Origin of the sequence: Chryseobacterium sp. 7 (assembly GCF_003663845.1) — a bacterium.
Taxonomy (GTDB): domain Bacteria; phylum Bacteroidota; class Bacteroidia; order Flavobacteriales; family Weeksellaceae; genus Chryseobacterium.
Map to the genome: position 1 here is coordinate 2,975,938 of NZ_RCCA01000001.1, position 23,326 is coordinate 2,999,263.

A 23,326-nucleotide genomic window follows, 5' to 3' on the forward strand; every position below is an offset into this window, starting at 1 on the left:
AGCTTTAAGGTTGTTTTTGTACTTTGATATCCACCACAATATAGGAACCTGGGCCATTAGTCACAAAATTTTTGATTTTAATGGCTCCTTTTCTTCCATCTGTGGTCTGGAACAGAACAATTCTAGGAACGATGGAATTGGTAAATGGTGATTTTCCCGCATTGGTTTCCAATACATTTACAGCAGCAAAATCATCCCCGGAATCCAACGCATCAAAACCTGCCGGAGAAAGCTGTACACCCACAGATTCCTGGGAATTGATCACTTTCGTGTGGATCGCATTGGGAATTGCCATAAAGCCGGTATTCTGAACCTCATCCGGTGAAACAAACTGATTGTACAGAAATGATGAATTAAGCCCGAAGAATGCAAAATCTATTTTGGAACCATTCGTCTGATCCACCTCTCCCTGCTTAATGACAGTTCCTAATTCTGATGAAAAGAAACATCCTACCGAAGCGTGTGCACTGTTGATTCCCAGTTTGATATCTGAGAATGATAATAAATTAGTATCTGCTAAAACCGTTACCTGTTTTTGTAAGGTTTTGGTTTCTTTATCATTGGTTGATTTTAAAATGATCGTATAAGTTCCCGCAGCAGGCAGATTGATATCCGGACTGGCAGCTGTGGAAACAGCCGGAACCGCTCCTGCAATTGTCCATTCATATGAAGTGGCATTTGTGGAGAGGTTGTTAAGATGAATCAATACAGGCGCCTGATAATCATTATCTATTGCATGTACTGTCCAATTGAAATCGATGGTCATTGCAGGTTTCACGTTGACAGTCTTCTGAGTAGAATAGGTTTCCAATCCGTTGGAAATAGTAAGCTTAATGGTATGATCTCCGGGTGTTGTAAATACTACCTGCGGGTTTTCTTCATTGGACGTGGCTGGATTTCCTCCATCAAATTCCCAAAGATATTGAGTAGCTCCCAGTGATTTATTGATCATTTTTAAGGTTACCGGAGAGATATCACTTCCCTGCATCTGCCAGTCAAAATCTACACTCACAGCTGCATCTGCTTTTACTTCTATTTCTTTTGTATCTGCATTGCCGTCTTTATTGGAGGCTTTTAATTTTATTTTATACACTCCCGGAGCAGCATAAGTAATCGGCTGTGGACTTTTCTCTGTAGAACTTGTGACTGATGCTCCCTCAAATGACCATTCATAGGTTTCTGCACCTGTAGACTTATTGGTAATTTCTACTTTTACAGGAACTGAAAAATCATTATTAATCACTTTTATACTAAAATCAGCCTTTACAGGTATACTTTCCTCTACTGCGCATGCATTGAAAACAGATGCTATTGCAGCAATAAGGAAAATATACCAGCTTAGGTTTTTGTTGAGTTTCATTGTTTCTTTACTGTGTTTGTCATGGTTGTTATTGTACGAGCATTCTTTTCACCAGCGCTTCATTTCCGGTTTCCAGAATAATCAGATAAGATCCTGCAGGAAGTGAAGTATTGTAAGGAATGGTAAAGTAAGTAGATGGTGTTTTCTTCACTGCCGGATAGGCTTCGTGAGAAACCATATCTATAATTCTTACATTGATGATCGCCGCTTTGTCTAAACCTACCAAAATGCTGAATATTCCATTATTTGGATTCGGAAGAATGGTAAATTCTCTTACATTGGATGCTTTCTCAGGATTCAGATTTACTCCAGTTGTATTTTCTTCTACAATTACTTTTTTGTAGAATATTTTTTCGCATTCTCCCTGTGTTCCTTTAAGCCCAATTTCATAAGCACCTAATTGTAAGAATTTAAGTTCTATGAAATCGTCTGTTTTATTAATCACCTGGATATCTGGTGTATTAGGAATCACCCATTCTACAGTTTCAGGTTTAGTAGGAGAAGTATTCACCAATACTACTGTAGCTTCCCTGTAAGCATGAGTTGTCAGCATAAACTGCGGGTTCAGGACTTCTGAAGAATTTTTAATCACAACGGTATCTGTTGCCGTACATCCTTTAGAGTCTGTAATGAGTATAGTATATGTTCCTGCAGCAGATATTGTGATGAAAGGATCTGTAGAGATTATGTTTCCATTTTGGTCTTTCCACTGGTAGGTGGCAGCCGGATCGGTTATGGTTACATTATAGGTTTGGGTATCTCCCAGGCACAGTGTTCTGTCTTTGCCTAAATCTACGGTAAGCTGCACCGGATCCGTTAAAGTATACTGTCTGAAAATACTGCATCCGTTAGCATCCGTAACAGTAACTGTGTATTGTCCTGCAACAAGACCTGTATTATTTTCTCCCGTTATTCCATTGGTCCAGGCAATTGTGTAAGGTGCTTTTCCACCTGAAACACTTATTTTAATTTCACCGTTAGCTGCTCCATAGCAAATGGGATTCTGTACTAAAATATCATCAATCGCCAATTGGTTTGGCCCCTGAATCTGTACACTTCCACTTACTTTGCAGTTTTTGGCATCATTCACAAGAACAAAATAGTTGCCAGCGGATAGTCCTGTAACCGTAGGAGTTGTATCATTGGTATTCCACTGGTAAGAATAAGCTCCTGTTCCTCCGGTAGCTGTAACGGAAACCTGTCCTCCATTTTGTCCATAACATGAAATAGTATTGGCTGCTAAGGTAATAGCTAATTCAGAAGGGAAAACAAGAACATATTGCGCATCCGTTGTATTATTTTTTGAATCTTTCACTAAAACTTTATACGTTCCGGTTGTAAGATTATCCAAAGTAACCTGATTAGCTCCCGGAATATCCTGAAACAATCCGTTATTCAGAATCTGCCATTGGTATGTATAACTTCCTACTCCACCAGTGACTACAGCTTTCAGAATTCCGTCTTCTGCTTCATCCGGGATACCGTTATTATTCACATCCGGTTTGAACTGATAATTATTGGCTATATTACAGGATATTTGTTTTTCAAGCTGAATATTAGCCACCAGAGGATCCGGCTGATTTACAATAAATTCCTGAGATATAATTCCGCAATTCCCCAATTGGCTTGAGGCTACCGAATAGTTTTTATCCTTTACCGTTAAATAATAGGTTCCCGCAGGAAGTCCGTCAAGCTTAATAGTATAAGGATTATTCACTGCATCAGTAGTGATTCCTGATGTAATCACAGTTCCTGAAGGGGTGTCTTTTCTCCATTCAAAATTGTAAGATCCATCTGCATTGGGTGTTCCTCCAATGACTCTCACGGAAATATATCCATTGCTTAAACCATATCCTGTAGGTTGCGAAACCTCTGTTTCAGCTGCCGGAAATGCAATGGCCTGAGAAGGCTGCGTGATTGTTACGGTTATTTCTTTTTCGCTGCCATTATCTTTTGCCACGCACAGGTTAGAATCTCTTACTTTTATTTTATAGATTCCTGCGTTTAATCCCTGAATTATTGTTGTATTTCCACTGCTAAAATTCGTCCAGTCTACGTAGGGCTGTCCGTCTTTTGTAACCAAATATTGATATTGATTTTGTCCACCACCCGCTGTTAAAGAGATATTCCCATCATTTCCCTGAAAACAGTACACATTAGTTTGTGAAGTCATGGAAAAAGTGACTGGCGTTGGTTTGGTGATCTCAAAACTAACAGTATGGCTTGAGGCATCGGTATAAGTAGCATTAGCGTTATAAGTTCCTAATAGTCCCAACTTATATTTACCCGGCTGAAGATTCGGAATAACAAGTGTAGTATTGGTCTGTAAAAACGGGGTCAGATCTCCATTCGGGAAACCTGAATTTGATAAATCGACTGCTGCTCCAGTGTCTGTATTTAATAATGAAACTTTTAAGTTTTCACCTGCAATTAATGTTCTGTCAAAATTTAAAGTGATACTTCCATCCGAGGTGTCTGAACATTTGGTTGGACTTACTGTATTTGTTGGGATATGAGGTGCTGATTTTAACAGAGTTAAAACAACAGGAGAAGAAACCGCTTCATAAACTCCATTTGAAAGACATGAAGCTGCTCTGAAATAGATATTCTGTCCTAAATATTGTGAATAGTTGTTTCCAAAAAGGTCTTTAGCAGAAACACTCAGTTTGTTCAAAGTAAATAAAGAAGGATCAATATCAATCCAGTTTACGTTATCAACGCTATACTGATAATGGTATAAATTGGCAGCAAATCCTTGTTTCGCATATAAATTCACTTTATCATCTGAGGGTAAAATGGTATTGGGCTGGCTGGTACCAGGAAGGTTTTCAGAGATAAGCGTATGTACCGGAAGAAATCTCAGATCATAATTAAAAGGAGGATCAAAGTGATCACTATTTTCAGCATTAGGAAAATACTCTACCACGTGTATTGGAGTACATATATCTGTTGTACGAAAATAATCTCCTTCATGAACTTCAGTATTACTACTTTGTTTGATCCAGTTTATAAACATGTAATAACGGATTCCCACCGGCTTTTTAGGCGTTGTATATATATTAGAATAGTTATAGGTAGAATTTCCGGGATTGTCATTTAACAATTGTTTGTAGAAGATTTCATCTCTGGAGCCATCCTCATAATACATAAAAATATGCATCTCTGAGTTACTTGAATTGTTCTGTATATTGTGTGTTATAACGGCATTAAAGTTCTTAAACTCAACTTTATATTCTGCCTGTCCTCCCTGTCCCCAGAGAAAAACATGAAATATGGTCAGTAGTAATAATAAAATTTTCTTCATTCCCTTTTTGTGTTTTTAATATTCGATTGTAATTTTTTCTGTTTTCGCCAGCTGATTCGTTTTTAGCATAGGTTTGATGAGATAGGTGTAAGAATTACCTGTCTGAACAGCCTTATCTTCAAGGAAATTCTGAGCTCCGTTGAGGGTTCCCCACATGGTTGGCTTTTCGGTTCCTTTTTGGCGGTAGACTATAATTTCTCCTACATCCTTGCTGTTAATTTTCCAATTCAGTTCTATCTGTTTTTTATTTCTGTTCGCCGCGCCGGAAAGATTGGTTAATATTGATAATGCTTCAATTCTGCTGCTTCTGAGTGTCATTTCCTGGGACTTGTCAGATTTAAGTTGGCTTTTATCAATGGCCAGTAAATAATAAGTATAACTTTTATCTGCTTCTACCTCTTTATCGGTATAGGTATAGGCAGGCTGTATATCTTTAGTTTCATAAATCATTTTCCAGCTTTTGTCTGTTCCTTCTTTTGCCTGGCGGAATAATTGGTGGGCAACAACATCATCACTGTGGCTTCTCATCCAGCTGATGGTGATTTTACCGTCATCTTCAAGTTTATATTCTGTGAAAACAGGAGTCTGAGGTTTTACTTTATCTGGTTTTTCCAGTTCAAGAATGATGGATGGTCTGGATTGATTTTTTCTTCTGTCTGTTGCAGTAACGTAATAATATACTTTCGAGTTAAGGTTTTCCAGCACAACTTTATCTTCAAAATGATTTTCTGTGATCGCCTGAGGCGTTACACGCACCATTTCATCTCCTTTTTGGATTCCTCTGAATATGTGATAGCCTTCCAGATCCTTTTCAGTATTGGCTTTCCATTCCAGATGGGCTACTCCCAACGTATCTATTTTTCCTTTAAATTCTAGCGGAGTATCAGGAGGTGTCATATCATTAGGTTGTGCAAGAATCGAAAAAGATTCCCTTTTGTCTCCGGATTTTCCAACGGCCTGTATTTTATAATAATTGGAAGGAGCCAGACTTTTTGTAATAAGGCTTCTATCACTCACAGGAATCTTGTTTTTAACTACTTTATAGCTGTTTTGCAAATCGGTTTCCGAATGCAGTAATTCGAACGATGCAATATTTTTTTCGTCTTCCTTAGGAAATTCCCATTCAAGCTTTATGCTTTCATCTTCATCGATAATAACGTTTGAAATCCTTGGCGTTGCTTCAAGGCTTTTTTTACCTGCTCCCGATACGATATCAGAATAAGGCCCATAATCTCCAAAGATTGTTTTCCCTCGGATACGGTAACTGAATTCTGTAGTATTCTGAGCCAAAGAATCCACAAAGGTCATTCCCTGAACCTGTCTTCCGTCATTATCATTCATATTCATCACCGGAAGATTTCCCAAAGGCTTAAAGCTTCCTCCATTCTGCGCTTTTTCAACAAAATAAGCGGTATAAATATCTCTCAATTGCAAATATTCCCATGAAAGCGTAACGGTTTTATCTTTAAATATCCCTATAAAATCTAAAGGTTTGGGAAGCTCTGTATTGGCTGAAACAGTGGCTAGTGCATCGCCTTTCTGTACCAGAAGGCTTCCTTCCGAGGTATTGATGCTTACGGTATAAAGATATCTCTCGTTTGATTTTACGCTGGTATCCGTATATGCCCAGCCTGCCAGTTTTGCGACTTTAAAATCAAGATCGGCAGCCATTAATGCATAGGCAAATCTTTGCTCAACTTCTTGAGATTTGTTTACAACTCCTTCAAGTTTTCCCTGTTTCTCTCCCATTTCAACCTCAAAACCGTCTCCGAAAAGCGATTGCGCAACAATGGCTGCATTGTCATTTTCCTGGACCATTTTCTTCCATTCATTTTCGGAGGCGGGTTTGAATATCCCCAGATCTTTTTCTTCGGCTTTCTCCAGCACTTTTCCGTCACGGGAAAGCGTGAATCTTTTTAGGGAAAATCCAATTTTATTGGCTTTTTGCCAGACAAGAGGTTCATCTACCGCCCATCGTAAAGAAATATGGTCGTTTTTACTGTCTACTTTCAGACGAATGTGAGGAATAATGTTTTTATCACTATTCTTTTGCTGTCCCCATAGTAAACTACAGAAAAACAGGAGAAATAAAAATTTTTTCAAAATTGCGTTTTTAAATGTTTAATGTAAGATCATTCACATGGTTTTTGTCATCGGGTATTTCTCAGAAACCCAGATCAAATGTAGTTTTGTTTCAATATCATTTTATTTATATCATCTTCCTGCTTTATAAAAACAGGAAGATGAATGGTTTATTTACTTTTTACAGCTGGTCTGATAGTCGTTCAGAACTTTGATGAGCCCCTCTTTCGTTGTTGTATCATAGCTGGAGAAATTCATTGCCGGACAGTTGACATATTCATCGAATATTTTTTTCATTTTTTCCGGTTTTCTTTTTCCAAAACCTCCTTTTTCTCCTAAGTAAACAGCTTTTGGTTGGTTGTTTAATTTCAGATAAAAATCTTCCGGATTTCTTACATCATTAAGAACATAGCTTCCGTTATTCTCCGAAAGGATTTCCGTAAACTTGCTTCCAAACATATCGGTTCCCGGAACTCCTACAAAACATCTTTCGCCTGCACAGAATTTCACTCCGTCTTTGGCTTTGAAAAATTCATTTTTACCTTCTGCATTCAGGGTTACAGATCCTCCATAATTGGTAAGGTCACCCATTCCTTTTTCTCTTCCCATTTTAGCATCAAGGGATTCAAATTCTATAGTAATATTTCCTTCTTTTTTGGCTCCGCTTTTGTCGATAACATATCCGGGAATGTTGTAGATATTTAGAGAATTTGCTTTTGCCTGATTTTCCGCAGCTTCATTTCGTTGATTGACAGAGTCTACCACAGTAGATTTCATATCTCCCAATGTATATCCGTTGAAAATGAGTCTCTTTACCATACGGTCTGCCACTTTATCTTCTGATAACGGCCCCGAGAAGCTGTTGTTGGTTACTGAAATTTCAGACACCTTATTATCATATGTCATGATTTTCATTCCTCTTTGAGCATTAGCACGGTCATAGTTTGTACAATTTAGGGTAGCTATCTGAATTTGATTAGTATCATACACTCTGTACTCATAATCATTGAAGACTCCGTTATATCCTAGGTCTACTCTTTTAATAAAGCCAGTCAGCTCTTTGTTTTTATCCCATATTTTACCAGAATTATCTATTCTGATTCCTCTTTCATTGGCTAATACATTTTCATTATCATCTACCTTTTTTTGTGCCGCTTTATTGTTCTCTCTATCCTGTGTTAAAGAACGGTCAGTGGTTTTGAAAAATTCATTTACCTTGGCCTCGTCAAAACCATCTTTTGTAAGAAGTCCCTGTGATAATGTATTTTTAACAATAAGTTTTCCTTCACTTAACGTAAAACCTGTATCAGCAAACTCAGTTTCTTTTACATTCCCGTTTTGTCCTGTAAATTCAACCCAGCCTTTTTCAGTACCTATTGTGGGAAATACTTTGACACTGAATTTTGGCTGACCATTTAAATCACTAAAGCTATAGACCTCTTTTTTATCCTCTACTTTAGCAACTACTTTATCATCCAAAAGCAGCTCTCCTTTTTTAATTTTAATTTCCTGCGAGAATACAGAAATACCCACCAGCATGGTGGAGATTACGAAAATTTTTGTGTTCATCATTTGTGTTGTTTTTATTTGTCAAAAATTATTTCCAGAGTATTTATCTTTTTTCAAAATCGTTTTTATAATCGTTTAATGTGCTTCCGTTTGGATGACTAAACCTATCTACTTCATCAGGTAAGGTTCCATCATCTTCCCAGTAGCATAATCTACAGATACTATATTCTCCAACAGTATTTAATGTAAAATGTTTACAGCAACTACATCTATAAAGCTTTTCGTTCTCGCCAACTATTTCAATATCATGATCAACAAGATGCTTCTCCATGATGTTTTTTAAATAGGAATTGGAAACACCTTTTAAAATTATTTCTTTATCTAATTAAAAATTTTGAAACAGCCTTATCGTAAATTGTATTATACTTTATATTTTCTCCTTCACTCTTTCCGTTTCTATAAATATAATCAGCATCTAAAATCTGTTTCAGATATTCTTCATCAGCATTTATGATTTTATCAATAGCCAATTGAGTTTTTGCATATTCTCTGCTAATTTTTTTCATTGTATTTCTAAAAACTATGGTGTTTCAAAACATTTTATATAGCAATCATTTGTTATTATATTATCTAATGCTTCTATATAAAATGAAAAGTCTGTATTTATTCCATTCTTTATGGTTTTGCGATTAATATTTAAATTAAGCGCAATATTATTTTCATTTATAAAAACAAAACCAGCTCCTGTCTTATCTTTATATAAGAAATTAATAGCTACTATTTTTCTTTTGAGATATTCAGATTTTATTGTTTCCATAACTTTTGAAAAGTTTTCCAGAGAAGCAGTTTGCCACTCAGACTCTTCATCAATCATATATCTTATTTTTTCATAATCGTTATAATGCCATTCGGAAGAAATTAATTTATCCATACCCTATCTATCCAATGCATGGGTAAATATCCTATTATTTTTTCTTATAATATTGAATTAAATAATCTCTCCAATCTCGCATTAATTCATAGATACCTTGCGTAGGTATTTCTGCAATAGATCTCCAACCATCATATGTATCAATTACCTGTGATAAGTCTCGTCTACACTCTATGGAATACACCTCATACCCAAAATCATATTGATCTACTTCTTCATTAAGTACCTTTTTTAATGAAGGTATTATCTCTTCAAGATATTCAAATCGTAAGTTTGAGATTTCTGTAAGAAAATAATCACCATATTTCTCATGATTTTCAATATGAAGTAATGGACTCTCTTTAGATAATCCATCTCGCTCATCATAATATTTATAAATTTCAAATGTATATTCCATCTTATAATTATCTTTTTTTAGGGAAATATGAACCTATTGTCCCATCATTGTTCAAGTAAAAGTGTATTTCTACTTTTCCATTTCTTGAAAAACCAAAATACTAAACCAGTTTTCAGTCAATAGTTTTCAATCGATTTTATTAAAATATTTCTAAGATCTGATATTGAGCTTTTATATACTTGAATTATATTTTCATTCAAACGATCTTCATATATCTCATCAAATTTTTCAATTAGCATATCCACTAAAGACGAAAAAAGCAATAAATCCGATAATGATTTATTTCTATAATCTAATGTCCATGTATAGTAAAATATTGATTTGTCTATTTCTAATTGTAGTATGTCATAGTCTTTTTTATCTTTAATAATATAAGAAATGTCTTCAAAAAAAGCTTCAGATATAGCTTTTTTTGGCCCCCAAACTACATTGTTGTTTAATATTATTCCCATCAATATGTTTTAATCTATAAAATTATTTTTTGCAAAAGCATCAGGAGAAAATATTAATCCCGAAGTATCGCAGTCAATAATTCTACAATTTTCAAGAATATTTCCTGAAATATCAAAATAATTAAAATTACATTTTATAAAATGAGCGTTTATGAATGAGCTTGACAATACATCTGTTTTATAAAAATTAGTTTTATAAAAAATCACATTTTCAAAAAGAACTTCAAATAATCCAAAATCTATAGATTCAAATTCACAATTATTAAACAAGCATTGTCTGAAAACAGATTTACTAAAGTAAACTGTTTCAAATTTGATATTTTTAAAAATACAGTTTTTGAAAACATTATTTCTCAATCCGGTATATTCAAACCTTATATTTTCAAATTTGTAATCTGATATATGTAGATTATCAATATCTGATTTCACATCTTCCTGATAAGATTTAATCATAGCATTTAAATTATCAACATTCATTTTTTTCATATTCTACTACGATTCATTACAATCCTGATAACATCCAATGCTATCCATTCAATAACATTAATCCATTCCATCATAGATTAATGTGCTTTGGGTTGTTAGCATAAGCATATCATTTATTTTTTAATAATATAAGTTTTTTCTTGCTCAACATTTCATCTGTATTCCAAAATCCCATTTCATTATTTATATTAATTTCATTTTTTTCTCGCACTAAAATCATGACATCACTACTATATAACAGAATACTATCTTCAGAAGTATGATTTAAAATATAAGTAATAACATCTAACATATTTAATTTTGCATTCAAATAATCATAATCTTTATTTAGCCTAAAACATATTACATAGGAATGAACCCACTCTCTAAATATTACATTTTCTTTAGAAATTAAATATTCAAAATAGCTGTTATTATTTTTATAAATAGTTATTATGAAGCCCTCAACATTATATAAGTCAAAAATTACTGTTTTATCTAAAATTTCTTCTTTAAGTAAAATATTTTTTAGAGTCAGATAATTCCTTATAAGATTGAACTCAAAGTTTTGACTTTTAATATGTAAGCGATATTCTATTGCCATTATATTTAATCATATTATTCATTAATCTTCTCAAGATGTAAATAAGACCAATCCTCATAACTTTTAAAATTATCAGAAAATAAATCATTGTTTTTGAAAAATTTATTAATCAACTCATAATCAATAGCATTAAAGTCTTCTCCTAATCTGGGTATATTAAACTCTTTTTTAATAGGATATGATACCCCGAAATTATCAGTTAAATAAATTTTTTCAAACCCATCATAGCTAGAATAATATTGAGCTATAGATAGCTCAAGTCGCCCTTTACAAAATCTTGCAATTCTACCATTTCCTATAGTTGACTGATAATATCCCAAAAGAATAACTGTTTCAAATTTCTCTGAAAGTCTTCTCAAGAATTCATCATATAAATAAGTAGAAAAATTAAATTCCAACTCTATTTCACACCAAGATTTATTATAATTATTAGAAAGTATCATTGTCTCATTCCCATTTTCTGAATAATACCAAGATTTGGGTTCATTCATAGTTTCATTTTTCCCAATGATATAATATTTTTTAATTTCATCTAAAATTTCATTTAGATTCGTTAATCTGACATATGCTTTTGAAAATGTACTCATTATTTTAATATTTGACCAAGTTCATCTAGGGAATTTACGACAATTACTCCTTGCTGTTTAATTCTGTTTATCATATTTATTTGTGATTGTGTTGCTTCATTTACCGGCTTATCAATATAAAGTATCACCTTTTTTTGATGAGGATTACAAAAATTATCCAAATTTTCATCTAACAATTTAGCAAATTGCCCTTCTTTTACTGAGCTGAAAGAAGCTTTTACTTCGATAATTTCATCAATGGTTGAAACATCTAAGTCTGTAATATTAGGATCTATCTTTTGTCCAAAACCAACTATTTGTTTTTTATTTTTTACAAATTCTCCTACTTTACCTTCTGTAATCCTACCAATATTATTGGAATTTAAAGGATCTAAATTTCTTGAAGCCATAATAGCATTGTCAATATCTTTAACTCCTTGTTCACTCCATTTTAAAATTTTACCTGCAGGATTGGTATACTCTATTTTATTACCATTTTTGACTATTTTCCCAAGAACCTCAGAAATCTCATCAACTTCTTTCTTAACAAACTTCTCCCCCGTATCTTCAATTCCATCCTTCAATCCATCTGTTCCTTTCTTAAAGAAACCAGCACCCATTGCCAGCGATACAACAGTAACACCATCTTTACCCATTTCATGGTAAGTGATGTGTCCCGGACTGTTTGTATAAGCATTCCACTTATTTTTAAGTACTCCGGTAGCAGCCGTTTTAATACTTCCTAAATTAATATTTTTTACGGCTTTCCAAAGTCCTTCTCTTACTTCCTGTTTGGTAGAAACATCATACCCCAGTTTTATAAGCTGTGGATAATCTGATATTTCTCCGATAACGCCATCACCAACTCCTGCAAATGTAGGAGGAATATGGATATTAGAGGCACTGTAATTTTTATCTTTGTTCCAGTAGTCTTCAGGCATGGTGGCATTTTCCCAAACACTTACCCCAAGGTTCTCAAGGGTGCCCAACCATTCTTTGCCGTTCATTTGTTTTACATAAAACTCTCCGCCGTCTTCCGTTGAAGTGTTTACAGACGGTGATGTTTTATTGTTTAAACCTCCCAGCTCTTTCAGCTTTTCATCTATCAGGGTTTGTACCTGCTGTTCTATCTTCTGTTTTTGGGATGCTGTTTTAGAATCTCCCTGCCCTGTCAGCTCAAACTTAGAAGAGATTTTTCCATTGTTCTCCGTTACCGTGACTTTGTATCTGCCCTCAACATTTTTGGTATAAAGCGTTCCTTTTCCTAAGCCTTTTCCTTTATCTTTATTACCAGAAGAACAATCTTTCATGGCAATTTCCTTCTGCCCGCCTATCGTAATTTGATCATCTGCATTTTCATTTACGCTTATTGATATTGGCTCACTTGCATTTTCAAACTGGTAATATTTAACAACATCTTTAGTGGTAAACTTACCTGTACCTGCCTCAGGATAGTAAACCTGTCCGTTACTGCTAAAAGTATATACGTTTCCAAACCTGTTAAATGATAATGGGAAATCACCTGACTTTAATTTGTGCAATGCCTTATCTTCAACTTTCTGTTGGAAATAAAATGTTTTACCTTTTAATTCTTCACGTTCTCCAACATTCCAGATACAGGCATTTCCTGAGGTTTCTTTAAGTTCATTATTATACTGCGCTATTTTTTCTTTTAGTTCTTTCTCTTTCTCTTCACATTCATTTTCAATAATACCGTCAGAACCTTTCTGTTTTTCGCCTTCTTTTACAGCACAGGTAAGATTTTTGAGCAATTCGTCAATTTCTTCTTTCAGCTTATCAAGCTTTTCCTTTTGTTCATCAGTTACTAACCCCTGTTCGTATAATCCGGAAGCGGTCTGCCCTCCTTCATCGGTAAAAGTATTAATATCATCATACAGCTTTTCCCATTCCGCTTTTGTCATTCCACCATTACCTAAAGCATTGTTTATTGAACTGATAATTTCAGTAAATAAGTTGCCCAAATCATTTAATCCACTACTTAAACCGACAACATTTTTTTCCTCCGGATCATAAGTAGTTTCAATTACTCCTGCAATCAGCTTTTTATCGGTGTTAAGCTGGATATTATTAAGATCAACTTTTACCTTAACACCAGATAAATAAGGAATATCAATCCATCCTTTTCCACTGTAAGTACCATTTCCACCAGATATTTCCAGAATGGTAACAGGAAAATCACCTGCCATAAAGACATCATTAATTCTTAATGGATCTTGCAGCGGCGTTTTATTCGCAATATCAATGGCAGGCATAATCCCACACTGGTAGTTACTGTCTACCTCATTGGAATCTGTAGTAAAATACTGTACTCCGCTGTACGAATAGGCGTTTCCTCCGGAATTTCCATTTTCAGATGGATTGGTATTGTTAAAAGTCTGTACATTTCCACATACGGAACCGATACGGTATTCGTATTCAGTCTGGTCTTCAAGCCCTGTAATAATGGCAGATGGCTGATAACTTTGCTGGGTTACCCATTCTGTGGTACTTCCTTTTTTACGGTATTGAACATTGTATAAACCAGCGGGCTGGCCTGCAATACTCCAGTTCAGTTCCACTCTTCCACGACCGACATTTTTAGCCATTAAAAGTGTTGGGACCGCACAGTTTTCTACGTAATCGAAATAATAGATCTCAGACAATCCGTTATTTTTATAGACTCCGTTATCATCCGTAGGATTGGCTCCCAAAACAGGGTTTCCTGATTTTGCCTGTACCTGCCACGCATATCTTTTTCCTGGTATTAACTGGGTTTTATCAATTCCATAATACAAAGTCGGAGCATAAGTTTCTTCCGTCCACAATGCTGGTGAGGAAAGGAATCCTGAAACAGGGCTCTGCCCCATATCCCAAAGTTCTTTTAAGGTAAAAATATACTTTGTGTTAGGAGCTATCTGTCTGGGCATCCATTGGAAAACAATACCTGCTCCTCCGGTGTATGGAGACAGTGTCTGTACTTTCTCTGCATTTTGCGGAAGGGTAAGCATTGGCGGATCATACTGCACCAGAAATACGGGAGCACAGGTTTTAGAAGAAAGATTATTTTTAGTATAATAATCATAAGCCTGAAAGCAGAACTGATATACTCCGTCTGACAATGGTTTTGAATATTGCACCGCATTGATTCCCGATAAATTCTGCAGCTCAAATAAAGACCTGAGATCTACATTGGTAAGGGTGATATTGTTACCGGGATAGAGCATAAACGGGTTCATACCCACAATAAAATCGTTGGATTTTGCTATGGGTACGGCATTCAGTCCTGCTTCTAAAGAAAATTTAATTCCCGTCTGATGCTGGGGTTCCAGCAAATCTGTCATTAAGACCTGCAGCTGAAGCTTGTTGTCTGTACTTGTAGCGTAATCTCCAATTCTTAAACTGTAAGGAGGAATTACAACAGGAACTAATTTAACAGGATACTGCTGAGCTTTTGCTATAGGCAGTAAGCTGTAAGCTGTAAGCAAAAGCAAGGTGATAAGCTTCGAATAATAAGAAGCCCATCTTTGCTGGTTGTTTTTATAGTGTTGAAAATAAATTTTCATTTTAATCATTTTTATGTTTTTTGCTTACAGCCTATTTAAATTCATAGTTAATTTGTTTTTCTGTTCCCTGCTTATTCCCCGGAAGGATGTATTTTGCTTTTACATTGTATTTCGTTTCCGGAATAATCCCATAGGTAGATTGCAATAAAGTGTTGATCAATGCTGGTCTTGTATTGGCCGGAGCTCCTACATATTTGGAAGCGGCTTTTGAGATCAGCTCATACCAGTCTGATTTATAATAACTGAACAGATCATATTTGAACGGGAATGTCTGCTTCAGGAATCCGTTTCCTTTTTCATTACCCAAATACTGCATATAGGAAGTGAAAACCGGAAATGCCTTTACCGGTGGAATTCCAGCAGTGTCATCTTCGTTTTCAGCTCTGTTCAGGGTGAGTTCATCAAAAGGATAGCTGTTATAAATCAGTCCTTTAAATTTATTCGCAAAAGAATCATCCATCATTGCCGTCAGGTTAATCAATGGCAGATTGTCTGTATATTTTGACCCTGAAATTTCAGTAGCATCAAAATATTCATCTGCATTCATATTATTCTGAAGGGTCACCACATCCGAACTTACTCTTATCCACAGCGGACTGAAACGTAAGCCGGACATTTTATCTGCAAACGTATTATACTTACTGGTTCTGAAAACAAAGGCCAATCTCTCAATCTCTCCGTTTTTAGAAAGACTTTGAGCTTTTTTTACTTCTGTTGTTACAGAAACGCCGGAATCTTCCTGATTTTCTTCATTTTTAACCGTCTGCTCTACAGTTTGATTTCCTCCTTCTGCTCCATTTCCGTTTTTATTTTTTGCGATCAGGGCAAATGTATATTCTTTCTCTTTTCCAAGATTAGGTGTATTGAAGTTCACCGTATTTTCATTGGTATTGTAAGAGAAATCACTCTCTGTTGGCGATTCGGCAGCAAATGCTGTTACTGTATTCCAGTTAGGATCATCAAATAAATAATCCTGTCCGCGCTTAAGTTTTATATATCCTTTATTGGCCTCACCCGTATAATAATTTTCCTGGTCAGGAACCGGATAGGCATACTGTATATTCTGTAAAGGAATAACGTTCGGAGCTCCTCCTGTGGTAAATACTCTTTCTTCAACCTCAACGGCTTTCTGGCCGTCTGCCATGACCACTTCATACATCCCGTTCTTTTTCTCCATGAAACTTACCTGAGTAATGGCTTTTAATGTTTTATTCGGAGGAAGGATATCTTCTGAAATGAAATTAGCAACGTCTTTGGATGGAGTATATTCAATAACACCTTTAATTTCTTTCCCCTGATCATCAATAACGGTCATTTTATCTACCACCACTTTATAGGTATGATCACCATCGTCTTCAGGAATGACAATAGGTTCGTTAACACGTACAGCGAATGTAGCTTGTGGAATGGCAAAAACGTCCACATCGGTTTCATCTTTTTTAGGGGTAAGGTCTGAGATGATTTTCATACCTCCCAGAACGGAAGAGTTTTCCAATACACATTCTTCTCCAAATTCCATCTTGAATCTGAATTTTCCTTTAATCATCCCTCCCAACAGGTTATAATATCCTCCAAGATATCCACGCACCCAGAACGGATTCGGACCTTTTGCCTGTAATAAAGATGCAACCCCCGCTTTAATAATCGGGATTTTCTTTTTGATAAACCAAAGTTTTATTTTGATTCCAAGTTCACCCTGCAGATACACATAAGCCTGTCCGTTGGCATACCATCCGTTGATTCCGATCTGATCTCCTCCACGGTTGGAACATTTGGCTTCACCATAATCTTTAAGCATAATATCTGTTCCTAAACCTGCCTGGAAACGTGCATATAAAAACAATGCCGTCATATCCCCCGTATCAAATTTCAGGTGGGTTCCGAACGCAAATCCTTTCCCGTCTCCTAAGGCATTGAGACTGCTCATATAATCGATATCATTGAGCTGGAGACCAAGAATGTCAGCCACTTCCTGTGGAGGCGGTGGGCTTCCCGGAATTCTGTTTCCTACCATAAAGTAGCTGCCCGACTGCAGGTAGAAATTTCCGAAACCGACTTTAAGGCCGATCATGTCTGTAGGAGTACCGATGTGCATATACCATTCATCCGGTGAAATATGTACAACTGCCCATCCTGCTCTCCCGTTTGGACCAATTCCTTTGATAATTCCGTTGGCTATATTAACAAAGACATCTAAACTTGCATGAAAAACACTGTTATTGAAGTCATAATTCATGGCAAGCTTGGCATGGATGGCTCCTTCCATATTTTCTGTAACAGGATATTCATTATCTACATCTGCTACATCCAGCACAGAATTCAGCCTTTTATCTTTAAGCTTTTCAAGGAAGGCAGGCTTCCCGACCATTTCTTTAAACTTATCTTTAAGACCAGCCATAGGATCACCGGGAACTAATTTTGATAAATTAGCCATCACCACCGCTTCTCCTATAAATCCGATATTGGCCAGCCCTCCATTCGGGTTCGTGGAAATATTGAATCCAGCCATAATATCAATGGTATTCTCTTTAGGTATTGAGCCAAAAATTCCGGCTCTTAATGCCAAACCAACTGTACTATCTGGTCTTAGCACCAATGCTTTATCTGCATATGCCGGATCCAGAGACATCTGTCTATCCGGAACCATATGATAAAATGCTCCTCCTGTAAATCCTGTAATTCTAAGAGCTGATGCCTGAATGGCAAGCCCCCGTACTGACCCTTCAAATCCCCAGTATCTGAACGTACTATACCCATAGGCTGCATTAACGCTTACTGTTATTCCTTTAACAGCTGTAAGTTCCGCCTTGAGGAATGCTCTAAAGCCATTTCCGTACAAAGGATCCTTTCTCATGAGCTGAAATTCACCCGTTACTATGGCAACGCCTATATCAACCTTATGAAGTCCAAGTTTAGTTAAATCAAAACCATCATATTTCCATCGCTGCCTGTTATTTTCATTGGTAACCAGCCCTCTGATGATCATTCCGCCGGATGCTGAAAAACGGTCTTCCTGCAATCCGACAGATATACCAAATCCTAAACTCACCTGAGAACCGTCTGCTATAACCTGTATGTCTTTGATACTTGCGGGAAAATTAGCCAGTTTCTGCTCTCCTTCAACACCGAAATATTGTACTGTGATGTAAGGAGCTTTGGTCTGAAGGGTTAACCCCTGAAATTTCACTCCTTTAAAATCAGCATCTTTTTTCTCATTCGGGTTATTATTATCAGCAGCTGATGCATTTGCACCAATAGCTAAACTTCCGTTAAGAATCGCTTTGGGCAGAAACTCTCTGTTTTTCACCCGCATTTCAATGGTAGAACCTGGTGCAATGGTTGCTTTGGCACTCCATATATCAAAATTGATATCATTTAATGTCGTCACAGAAATAAGATATTCTTCTTCTGTGATCATTCCTCTGTATCCGAGATACTTTGGAATTCCATTGTTTGAGATGTCCGTATTATTTTTCTGAATCGGAAGCTGGATAGTGCCTTCTAAATTTGCTCCTACAATTTTAGAAGCAGCCAGATCTACTCCTATTTTATCCAGAGAATATCTCCATGCATTTTCTTTATTGGTAACCCCTCTGTCTATCGGAAAAAGATTATTGGCGGCAAAGCTTCCGGAAACCCCATAGGAATCAATCAGAAGATTGTTGGCTTCAAAAGAAACCCGGCTGTCTATATGATCTTCCGTTTTGAATTCCTGGGGAAGACCTATCTTTAAAGTTTGTACATACAGTCCTCGCCAGGAGTCCGTTCCCCCGATCAGATAACCGTGGGTATTATAATATTGCGGAAACTGAACATCTGGATCTGTCCTGAGATCACTTAAATCCAGAACAGCATTGTTGACGAAGAAAGAGAAATATCCTTTATCCTGATTTTTGATCTGTGAAGTAATGGCGAAAGGGCTTATGCTCACTTTTACCAGCAGATCATTCCAGTCTGTTGCCTTAATGGAAAAATCGCCCCTAACCCTGTTTGTGATTCCGTTTGCTCCTATTTCAGGAAGTACAACACCGTTTCCATCTAAAGGAACCAACACATTTCTGGAAATCTGAACATTCCCTTTCAGAGAAAGTTCTTTAATCCCATCACAATCCATGACGATATAGGTATTGTCATTTACACTTTCACCATTAGACCTGTTAAGCCTTCCCCCCTCAAGGGTAAGCATCCATTGGTTATTGTTAAAAGGTATGCTGACGTCTCCCAGCAGAGAAAGTTTGGCATCTCCTATGATTTTTCCGTTATAGGAAAGCTTTATACCTTCGGCTCCAAAAAACAGGGTTTTCTTTCCTCCTTCTGCTCCCTGCTGTGGGGTAACCACTCTTCCATATACGTTAATAAGTGCATATTCAGGGGTAAATATTGCCTTGTTAACCACCAGACTGTATTCTACACTGGATATATTTTCTTTAAGCCCAATAGGAAATTCTGTGAGTTCATTGGGATTTATGGTACTGGTAAAGTTTCCGCTCTGTTCTACGGCATCGAATGCTACAGTAGCTTTACCAATCTCCTGATCGGTATCCGGATCATTTTCCGATAGTACAGAAAAATGATCTAAGGGAAATTTTGAAAGAGAATACTTGCTGCCAGGCTTATCCGGAAACGATAAGCTCTTGTATAAATTGAGAGAATCACTTTTATCATGACTATTAGCTTTTGTGGAAACAAAAAATAAGAGCATAATAAAAATAGAATATATTTTTGTCATGCATTGTGTTTTTGCAAAAGTATATTTTTAATTCTATTTTTAGAAATTTCGCAAAGAAAACATCTCATTTTTTAACAAAAACAACTATGCATCAAATAGTAATACAAGTCTTAAATTACCAATACCAACATGCTCATTTTAAAATAGTTATATATAAAATTTATACATACTAATTTTCCATAATATGTATATTTTTATATAAATTCAAAATATTTTAGGATTATATAAATCGAAACAAATAAGTGTTATTATTATCATTTATAATAAATAGCTCATTTAAAAGTCAAATAAAAAATTTATGAAAAAAGTTTTAATTATGAGACATTTGTTAATGATGAAAAAAGTATCTGGATACAGAGAATAAGAGACTTCCAGTCGTTTTTTATCCTAATAGTTTAAAAATGAGTCTGTTTAAAGTTTTTTTGAACCATTAAGATTGTTATTAAGGTTTTAAGAATAGTAAGATGAGCTTCGCTTTAAGCTTACCATCAGAATGATTTATCTTAATGATGCTTTATTATTTAAATCCTTTTTAATGGTTATCAATATCGGATTTTTCCTATTTAAATAGTTTTTAAAATCAGCAAATCAACAGCAGTCTATACTCTCCATCGTTTTCAACAGGTGCTCTGTGTACACAGGGTAAAGCTTGCTGTTCGGGATGATCTACTGCCAAACGCCAAAGATTTCCTATTCCTAAATTAACAGGTTCGGCATTGGGTTTTGGCTGATAATGCAGATCAAAGAAGTATTCTTTCAGGAAGTTTTCAAATTCTTCTTCCGGACCGTCATGTAATTTTTTTAGTTTTTCACGGATTTCCGGAATTAAAATTTTCTGTTCAACCTGATCATTGGCGATGATATCACTTGCCGCTCCGTGATAGGTGCACAAAAACGTATCTGTTCCAATGGGCGAACGGTCCACATGATAGGAATATACATCTGTTGAAATGAACCCCAATTCTTCGTCCCGATCATAATATGTAAGCAAATTAAGAGATGGGGATGCACCAAAATCTGCCAACAGCTTCATATCATTTAAGATTGTTTCTCTTGCCACTATTCCTTCTTCTGAAAGGTTTAATCCTAACAGGTCTTCCGGAAAAATTTCTGTAATATTATCTTCCAACTGAAGTTTTGAAACAATTTCCTTAAAATCTCCGGTAAGGTTTCTGTGCCAGCAAATTGCATTCATAGCTCCATGAAAGTGGGTGTTTACTAATTCAGAAAAGGAAGAAACTACCTCAATTTGGCTGTTATCAGAAAATATTGTGCTCATATTCTGGAATAAAGAATTTAGTCTGCAAAAATACGGAATAGCTGATCAAGAAACGTTATTATTAGAATGTCCGGATATAAAACTGCATAAAAAAACAGTGCCCTCCATCAGAGAACACTGTTTATATATAAGGTTATTAATTTTCAGTTTTGTTTTTTTACTTCTTCAGGAGTTTTTCTGTTACTGTAGAAGATTTTGTTTTAAGTTTAATGTAATATACTCCTGTCTGAAGAGAAGATAATACTATTTGTTCCTGCATCATATTCAAAGCTCCCTGCTTTACGAGTTGTCCTGCAGCCCCAAAGATTTCGTAAGAAACCAAAGGTTCTTTACTTCTGATGGTAAGCACGTCCTGAACTGGATTCGGGAATAGTTGGATTCCTGCCTGAATGGCTGTTTCTTCTACTGACATCTGGCTGCATGCTGATTTAGAATATTTTGTAATGAAAGACTGGGATTTTCCACCCGTCACATTTACTGTCATGGTATTGACATTATCATTGGAATCTGTAAACAGCTGATCATGGAAAAGACCTCCTAACACATAATTTCCGTCTTTATCTACAGCAATGGCTGTAAACTCATCCTGAACCTGAAAGTTACTGTGAATTTCTCCGGTACCAATTACCGCTCCTGTATCTTTATTGAAACGCACCAGCAAAGGATCTGATAAATCTGAATTGGGACGTGTCATTGAAAAACTTCCCCAAACTTCATTCCAGCTTCCTTTAGCAAAGGCCAGTTCATTTCCGTTCAGTGCAATTTTCCCCTTCATGAAACGGTACGCAGAAAAGCTTGTAAGCCCATCCGGAACTTTTGCCCATTGCACTACTCCATCCGCATTCAGCTTCATTACAAAAGGAGTCTGCCCCTGATAATTTTGTACAGGAAAAGAATAGTTTCCGAAAGTGGTAGGAACTGTTCCTGAAAAATAACGCCCGGAAATATAAATATCTGAAGAACCTGAGCCTTTAATTACGGAATGAATTTCATCATCCATAAATCCTGGCAAGCTATTATCAAATTCTTTTCTCCACAGTTCTGCTCCGGTAGTTCCGTTCAGTGCAAGTATATAGGCATTTTTTGTAAAAGGAATATTATTGTAAGAAAAATCTTCCAGATTACTGGTGTAGTTTCCTAACATTCTTTTACCTGCCAGATAGTATCTGTTTAAGCTTTCATCATACAGCAGATTCACTTTACCATCTGTTCCTCCTGCGGTTAATCCTCCTGTAATAGGAAGTAATAAAGGAGTTGCTGGGGTCATATTTCCATTGTCATAGTTGAATTTAACCAAATAATATTGAAGCGATGTAGTGAATGTTGAAGGCACCGTAATTAAGCCATTTAAATGAGTTCCCGCTCTGAAACCCATCACAGCATGAATATTTTTGGACGAATCCATATACATCATCTGCACATCACAAAGTCTGCTAAGATAACTGACATCTCCCTGTAAAGCTTTGCTCCAATTTAATGTGCCGTCAGAGGTTTTATATTTAAGCAGATAAGCTGCTTTATGTGCCGACTCCACCGTCTGATCATAATATGTATACAAGGGCATTGTGTGAGTACCGTCAAAATGCATAGGAACAGCAGTAGGATCTCCGCTATATGAGTTATTATAAAGAGTAGCCATTACATAGAGACCGCCATTATTATCCACTTCTATATGCCAGGCATTTTCTCCATCTTCTGATCCTCCAATCACGGTAGACCATAGTGTATTACCCTGACAGTCTGTAGCAAATAAAATAAGATCACGGATTCCATAATTAGGGACAGATACGCCGTTCAGATTCTGATCTCCGTTCCATACACTTGCAAGGTAGTAGGTGTTGTTATTGTTATCTACAACAATATCCCTTATAGATTCATCAAATTGATAATTAAACCCCGGATCGGCAGAACCAGATTGTCCACCAGCCTGTTTTGCCCATTGCCACTGGTAAGTCTGGCTAAAAGATAATACCGGCAGCACAAGAAGCAATCCCCACAGTTTGTTTTTTAATTGTATCATATAAATTCATTTAATTTTCACATACTATAAAAAAACAGTGCTCTCCGAAGAGAACACTGATTTAT

General features: G+C 36.0%; 16 protein-coding genes. All 16 read right to left on the reverse strand.

All coding sequences use genetic code 11. The features are described from left to right. Positions 1-4 precede the first annotated feature (4 nt). The 16 genes from CLU97_RS13720 to CLU97_RS13795 all read right to left on the reverse strand — a co-directional run bounded on the left by CLU97_RS13720 (position 5) and on the right by CLU97_RS13795 (position 23,261). A complete protein-coding gene (locus CLU97_RS13720; protein ID WP_121488427.1) occupies positions 5-1,360 on the reverse strand; it encodes a PKD domain-containing protein in 1,356 nt (451 codons plus the stop codon). Between the two features lie 28 nt (positions 1,361-1,388). Next, positions 1,389-4,664, reverse strand: a complete 3,276-nt coding sequence (locus tag CLU97_RS13725) for a SprB repeat-containing protein (protein ID WP_121488428.1) — start codon at positions 4,662-4,664, stop codon at positions 1,389-1,391. 15 nt (positions 4,665-4,679) lie between these two features. Next, positions 4,680-6,767, reverse strand: a complete 2,088-nt coding sequence (locus CLU97_RS13730; protein ID WP_121488429.1) for a fibronectin type III domain-containing protein — start codon at positions 6,765-6,767, stop codon at positions 4,680-4,682. Between the two features lie 153 nt (positions 6,768-6,920). Beyond that, positions 6,921-8,318 carry a hypothetical protein gene (locus CLU97_RS13735; RefSeq protein WP_121488430.1) on the reverse strand — a complete coding sequence of 466 codons (1,398 nt, stop codon included), beginning with the start codon at positions 8,316-8,318 and terminating at the stop codon, positions 6,921-6,923. 40 nt (positions 8,319-8,358) lie between these two features. Further along, positions 8,359-8,586, reverse strand: coding sequence for a CPCC family cysteine-rich protein (locus CLU97_RS13740; RefSeq protein WP_121488431.1), 228 nt, complete (start codon positions 8,584-8,586; stop codon positions 8,359-8,361). Between the two features lie 46 nt (positions 8,587-8,632). Further along, entirely contained in the window at positions 8,633-8,821 is a 189-nt protein-coding gene (locus tag CLU97_RS13745) for a hypothetical protein (protein WP_121488432.1), read from the reverse strand. A 14-nt stretch (positions 8,822-8,835) separates the two neighbouring features. Continuing rightward, positions 8,836-9,186, reverse strand: a complete 351-nt coding sequence (locus CLU97_RS13750) for a hypothetical protein (RefSeq protein ID WP_121488433.1) — start codon at positions 9,184-9,186, stop codon at positions 8,836-8,838. Between the two features lie 34 nt (positions 9,187-9,220). Then, positions 9,221-9,583: a hypothetical protein gene (locus tag CLU97_RS13755; RefSeq protein WP_121488434.1), complete on the reverse strand. Its 363-nt coding sequence runs from the start codon at positions 9,581-9,583 to the stop codon at positions 9,221-9,223. Positions 9,584-9,699: 116 nt separating this feature from the next. After that, positions 9,700-10,035 (reverse strand): hypothetical protein, encoded by a 336-nt coding sequence (locus tag CLU97_RS13760; RefSeq protein ID WP_121488435.1) that lies wholly within the window; start codon positions 10,033-10,035, stop codon positions 9,700-9,702. A 9-nt stretch (positions 10,036-10,044) separates the two neighbouring features. After that, the gene (locus tag CLU97_RS13765) at positions 10,045-10,521 is read right to left on the reverse strand and encodes a pentapeptide repeat-containing protein (protein WP_121488436.1); all 477 of its coding nucleotides are present in this window, start codon (positions 10,519-10,521) and stop codon (positions 10,045-10,047) included. A gap of 109 nt (positions 10,522-10,630) precedes the next feature. After that, complete coding sequence (locus CLU97_RS13770; RefSeq protein ID WP_121488437.1) at positions 10,631-11,104, reverse strand: SitI3 family protein; 474 nt, start codon at positions 11,102-11,104, stop codon at positions 10,631-10,633. A 14-nt stretch (positions 11,105-11,118) separates the two neighbouring features. Then, positions 11,119-11,691 carry a hypothetical protein gene (locus CLU97_RS13775; protein WP_121488438.1) on the reverse strand — a complete coding sequence of 191 codons (573 nt, stop codon included), beginning with the start codon at positions 11,689-11,691 and terminating at the stop codon, positions 11,119-11,121. Next, the gene (locus CLU97_RS13780) at positions 11,691-15,233 is read right to left on the reverse strand and encodes a fibronectin type III domain-containing protein (protein ID WP_183084572.1); all 3,543 of its coding nucleotides are present in this window, start codon (positions 15,231-15,233) and stop codon (positions 11,691-11,693) included. Before CLU97_RS13780 ends, CLU97_RS13775 begins: the two co-directional genes overlap by 1 nt. Positions 15,234-15,264: 31 nt before the next feature. After that, positions 15,265-19,962 carry a hypothetical protein gene (locus CLU97_RS13785; protein WP_121488440.1) on the reverse strand — a complete coding sequence of 1,566 codons (4,698 nt, stop codon included), beginning with the start codon at positions 19,960-19,962 and terminating at the stop codon, positions 15,265-15,267. Positions 19,963-20,542: 580 nt separating this feature from the next. Next, positions 20,543-21,241 carry a DUF1826 domain-containing protein gene (locus CLU97_RS13790; RefSeq protein WP_121488441.1) on the reverse strand — a complete coding sequence of 233 codons (699 nt, stop codon included), beginning with the start codon at positions 21,239-21,241 and terminating at the stop codon, positions 20,543-20,545. 157 nt (positions 21,242-21,398) lie between these two features. Beyond that, a complete protein-coding gene (locus CLU97_RS13795) occupies positions 21,399-23,261 on the reverse strand; it encodes a T9SS type A sorting domain-containing protein (RefSeq protein ID WP_121488442.1) in 1,863 nt (620 codons plus the stop codon). Positions 23,262-23,326: the final 65 nt, after the last annotated feature.

What these genes read in the sequence shown, in the direction of transcription:
- CLU97_RS13720 (WP_121488427.1), bottom strand. Translation starts at nt 1,360, where the DNA reads ATGAAACTCAACAAAAACCTAAGCTGGTATATTTTCCTTATTGCTGCA.
- CLU97_RS13725 (WP_121488428.1), bottom strand. Translation starts at nt 4,664, where the DNA reads ATGAAGAAAATTTTATTATTACTACTGACCATATTTCATGTTTTTCTC.
- CLU97_RS13735 (WP_121488430.1), bottom strand. Translation starts at nt 8,318, where the DNA reads ATGATGAACACAAAAATTTTCGTAATCTCCACCATGCTGGTGGGTATT.
- CLU97_RS13740 (WP_121488431.1), bottom strand. Translation starts at nt 8,586, where the DNA reads ATGGAGAAGCATCTTGTTGATCATGATATTGAAATAGTTGGCGAGAAC.
- CLU97_RS13745 (WP_121488432.1), bottom strand. Translation starts at nt 8,821, where the DNA reads ATGAAAAAAATTAGCAGAGAATATGCAAAAACTCAATTGGCTATTGAT.
- CLU97_RS13750 (WP_121488433.1), bottom strand. Translation starts at nt 9,186, where the DNA reads ATGGATAAATTAATTTCTTCCGAATGGCATTATAACGATTATGAAAAA.
- CLU97_RS13755 (WP_121488434.1), bottom strand. Translation starts at nt 9,583, where the DNA reads ATGGAATATACATTTGAAATTTATAAATATTATGATGAGCGAGATGGA.
- CLU97_RS13760 (WP_121488435.1), bottom strand. Translation starts at nt 10,035, where the DNA reads ATGGGAATAATATTAAACAACAATGTAGTTTGGGGGCCAAAAAAAGCT.
- CLU97_RS13765 (WP_121488436.1), bottom strand. Translation starts at nt 10,521, where the DNA reads ATGAAAAAAATGAATGTTGATAATTTAAATGCTATGATTAAATCTTAT.
- CLU97_RS13770 (WP_121488437.1), bottom strand. Translation starts at nt 11,104, where the DNA reads ATGGCAATAGAATATCGCTTACATATTAAAAGTCAAAACTTTGAGTTC.
- CLU97_RS13775 (WP_121488438.1), bottom strand. Translation starts at nt 11,691, where the DNA reads ATGAGTACATTTTCAAAAGCATATGTCAGATTAACGAATCTAAATGAA.
- CLU97_RS13780 (WP_183084572.1), bottom strand. Translation starts at nt 15,233, where the DNA reads ATGAAAATTTATTTTCAACACTATAAAAACAACCAGCAAAGATGGGCT.
- CLU97_RS13785 (WP_121488440.1), bottom strand. Translation starts at nt 19,962, where the DNA reads ATGACAAAAATATATTCTATTTTTATTATGCTCTTATTTTTTGTTTCC.
- CLU97_RS13790 (WP_121488441.1), bottom strand. Translation starts at nt 21,241, where the DNA reads ATGAGCACAATATTTTCTGATAACAGCCAAATTGAGGTAGTTTCTTCC.
- CLU97_RS13795 (WP_121488442.1), bottom strand. Translation starts at nt 23,261, where the DNA reads ATGATACAATTAAAAAACAAACTGTGGGGATTGCTTCTTGTGCTGCCG.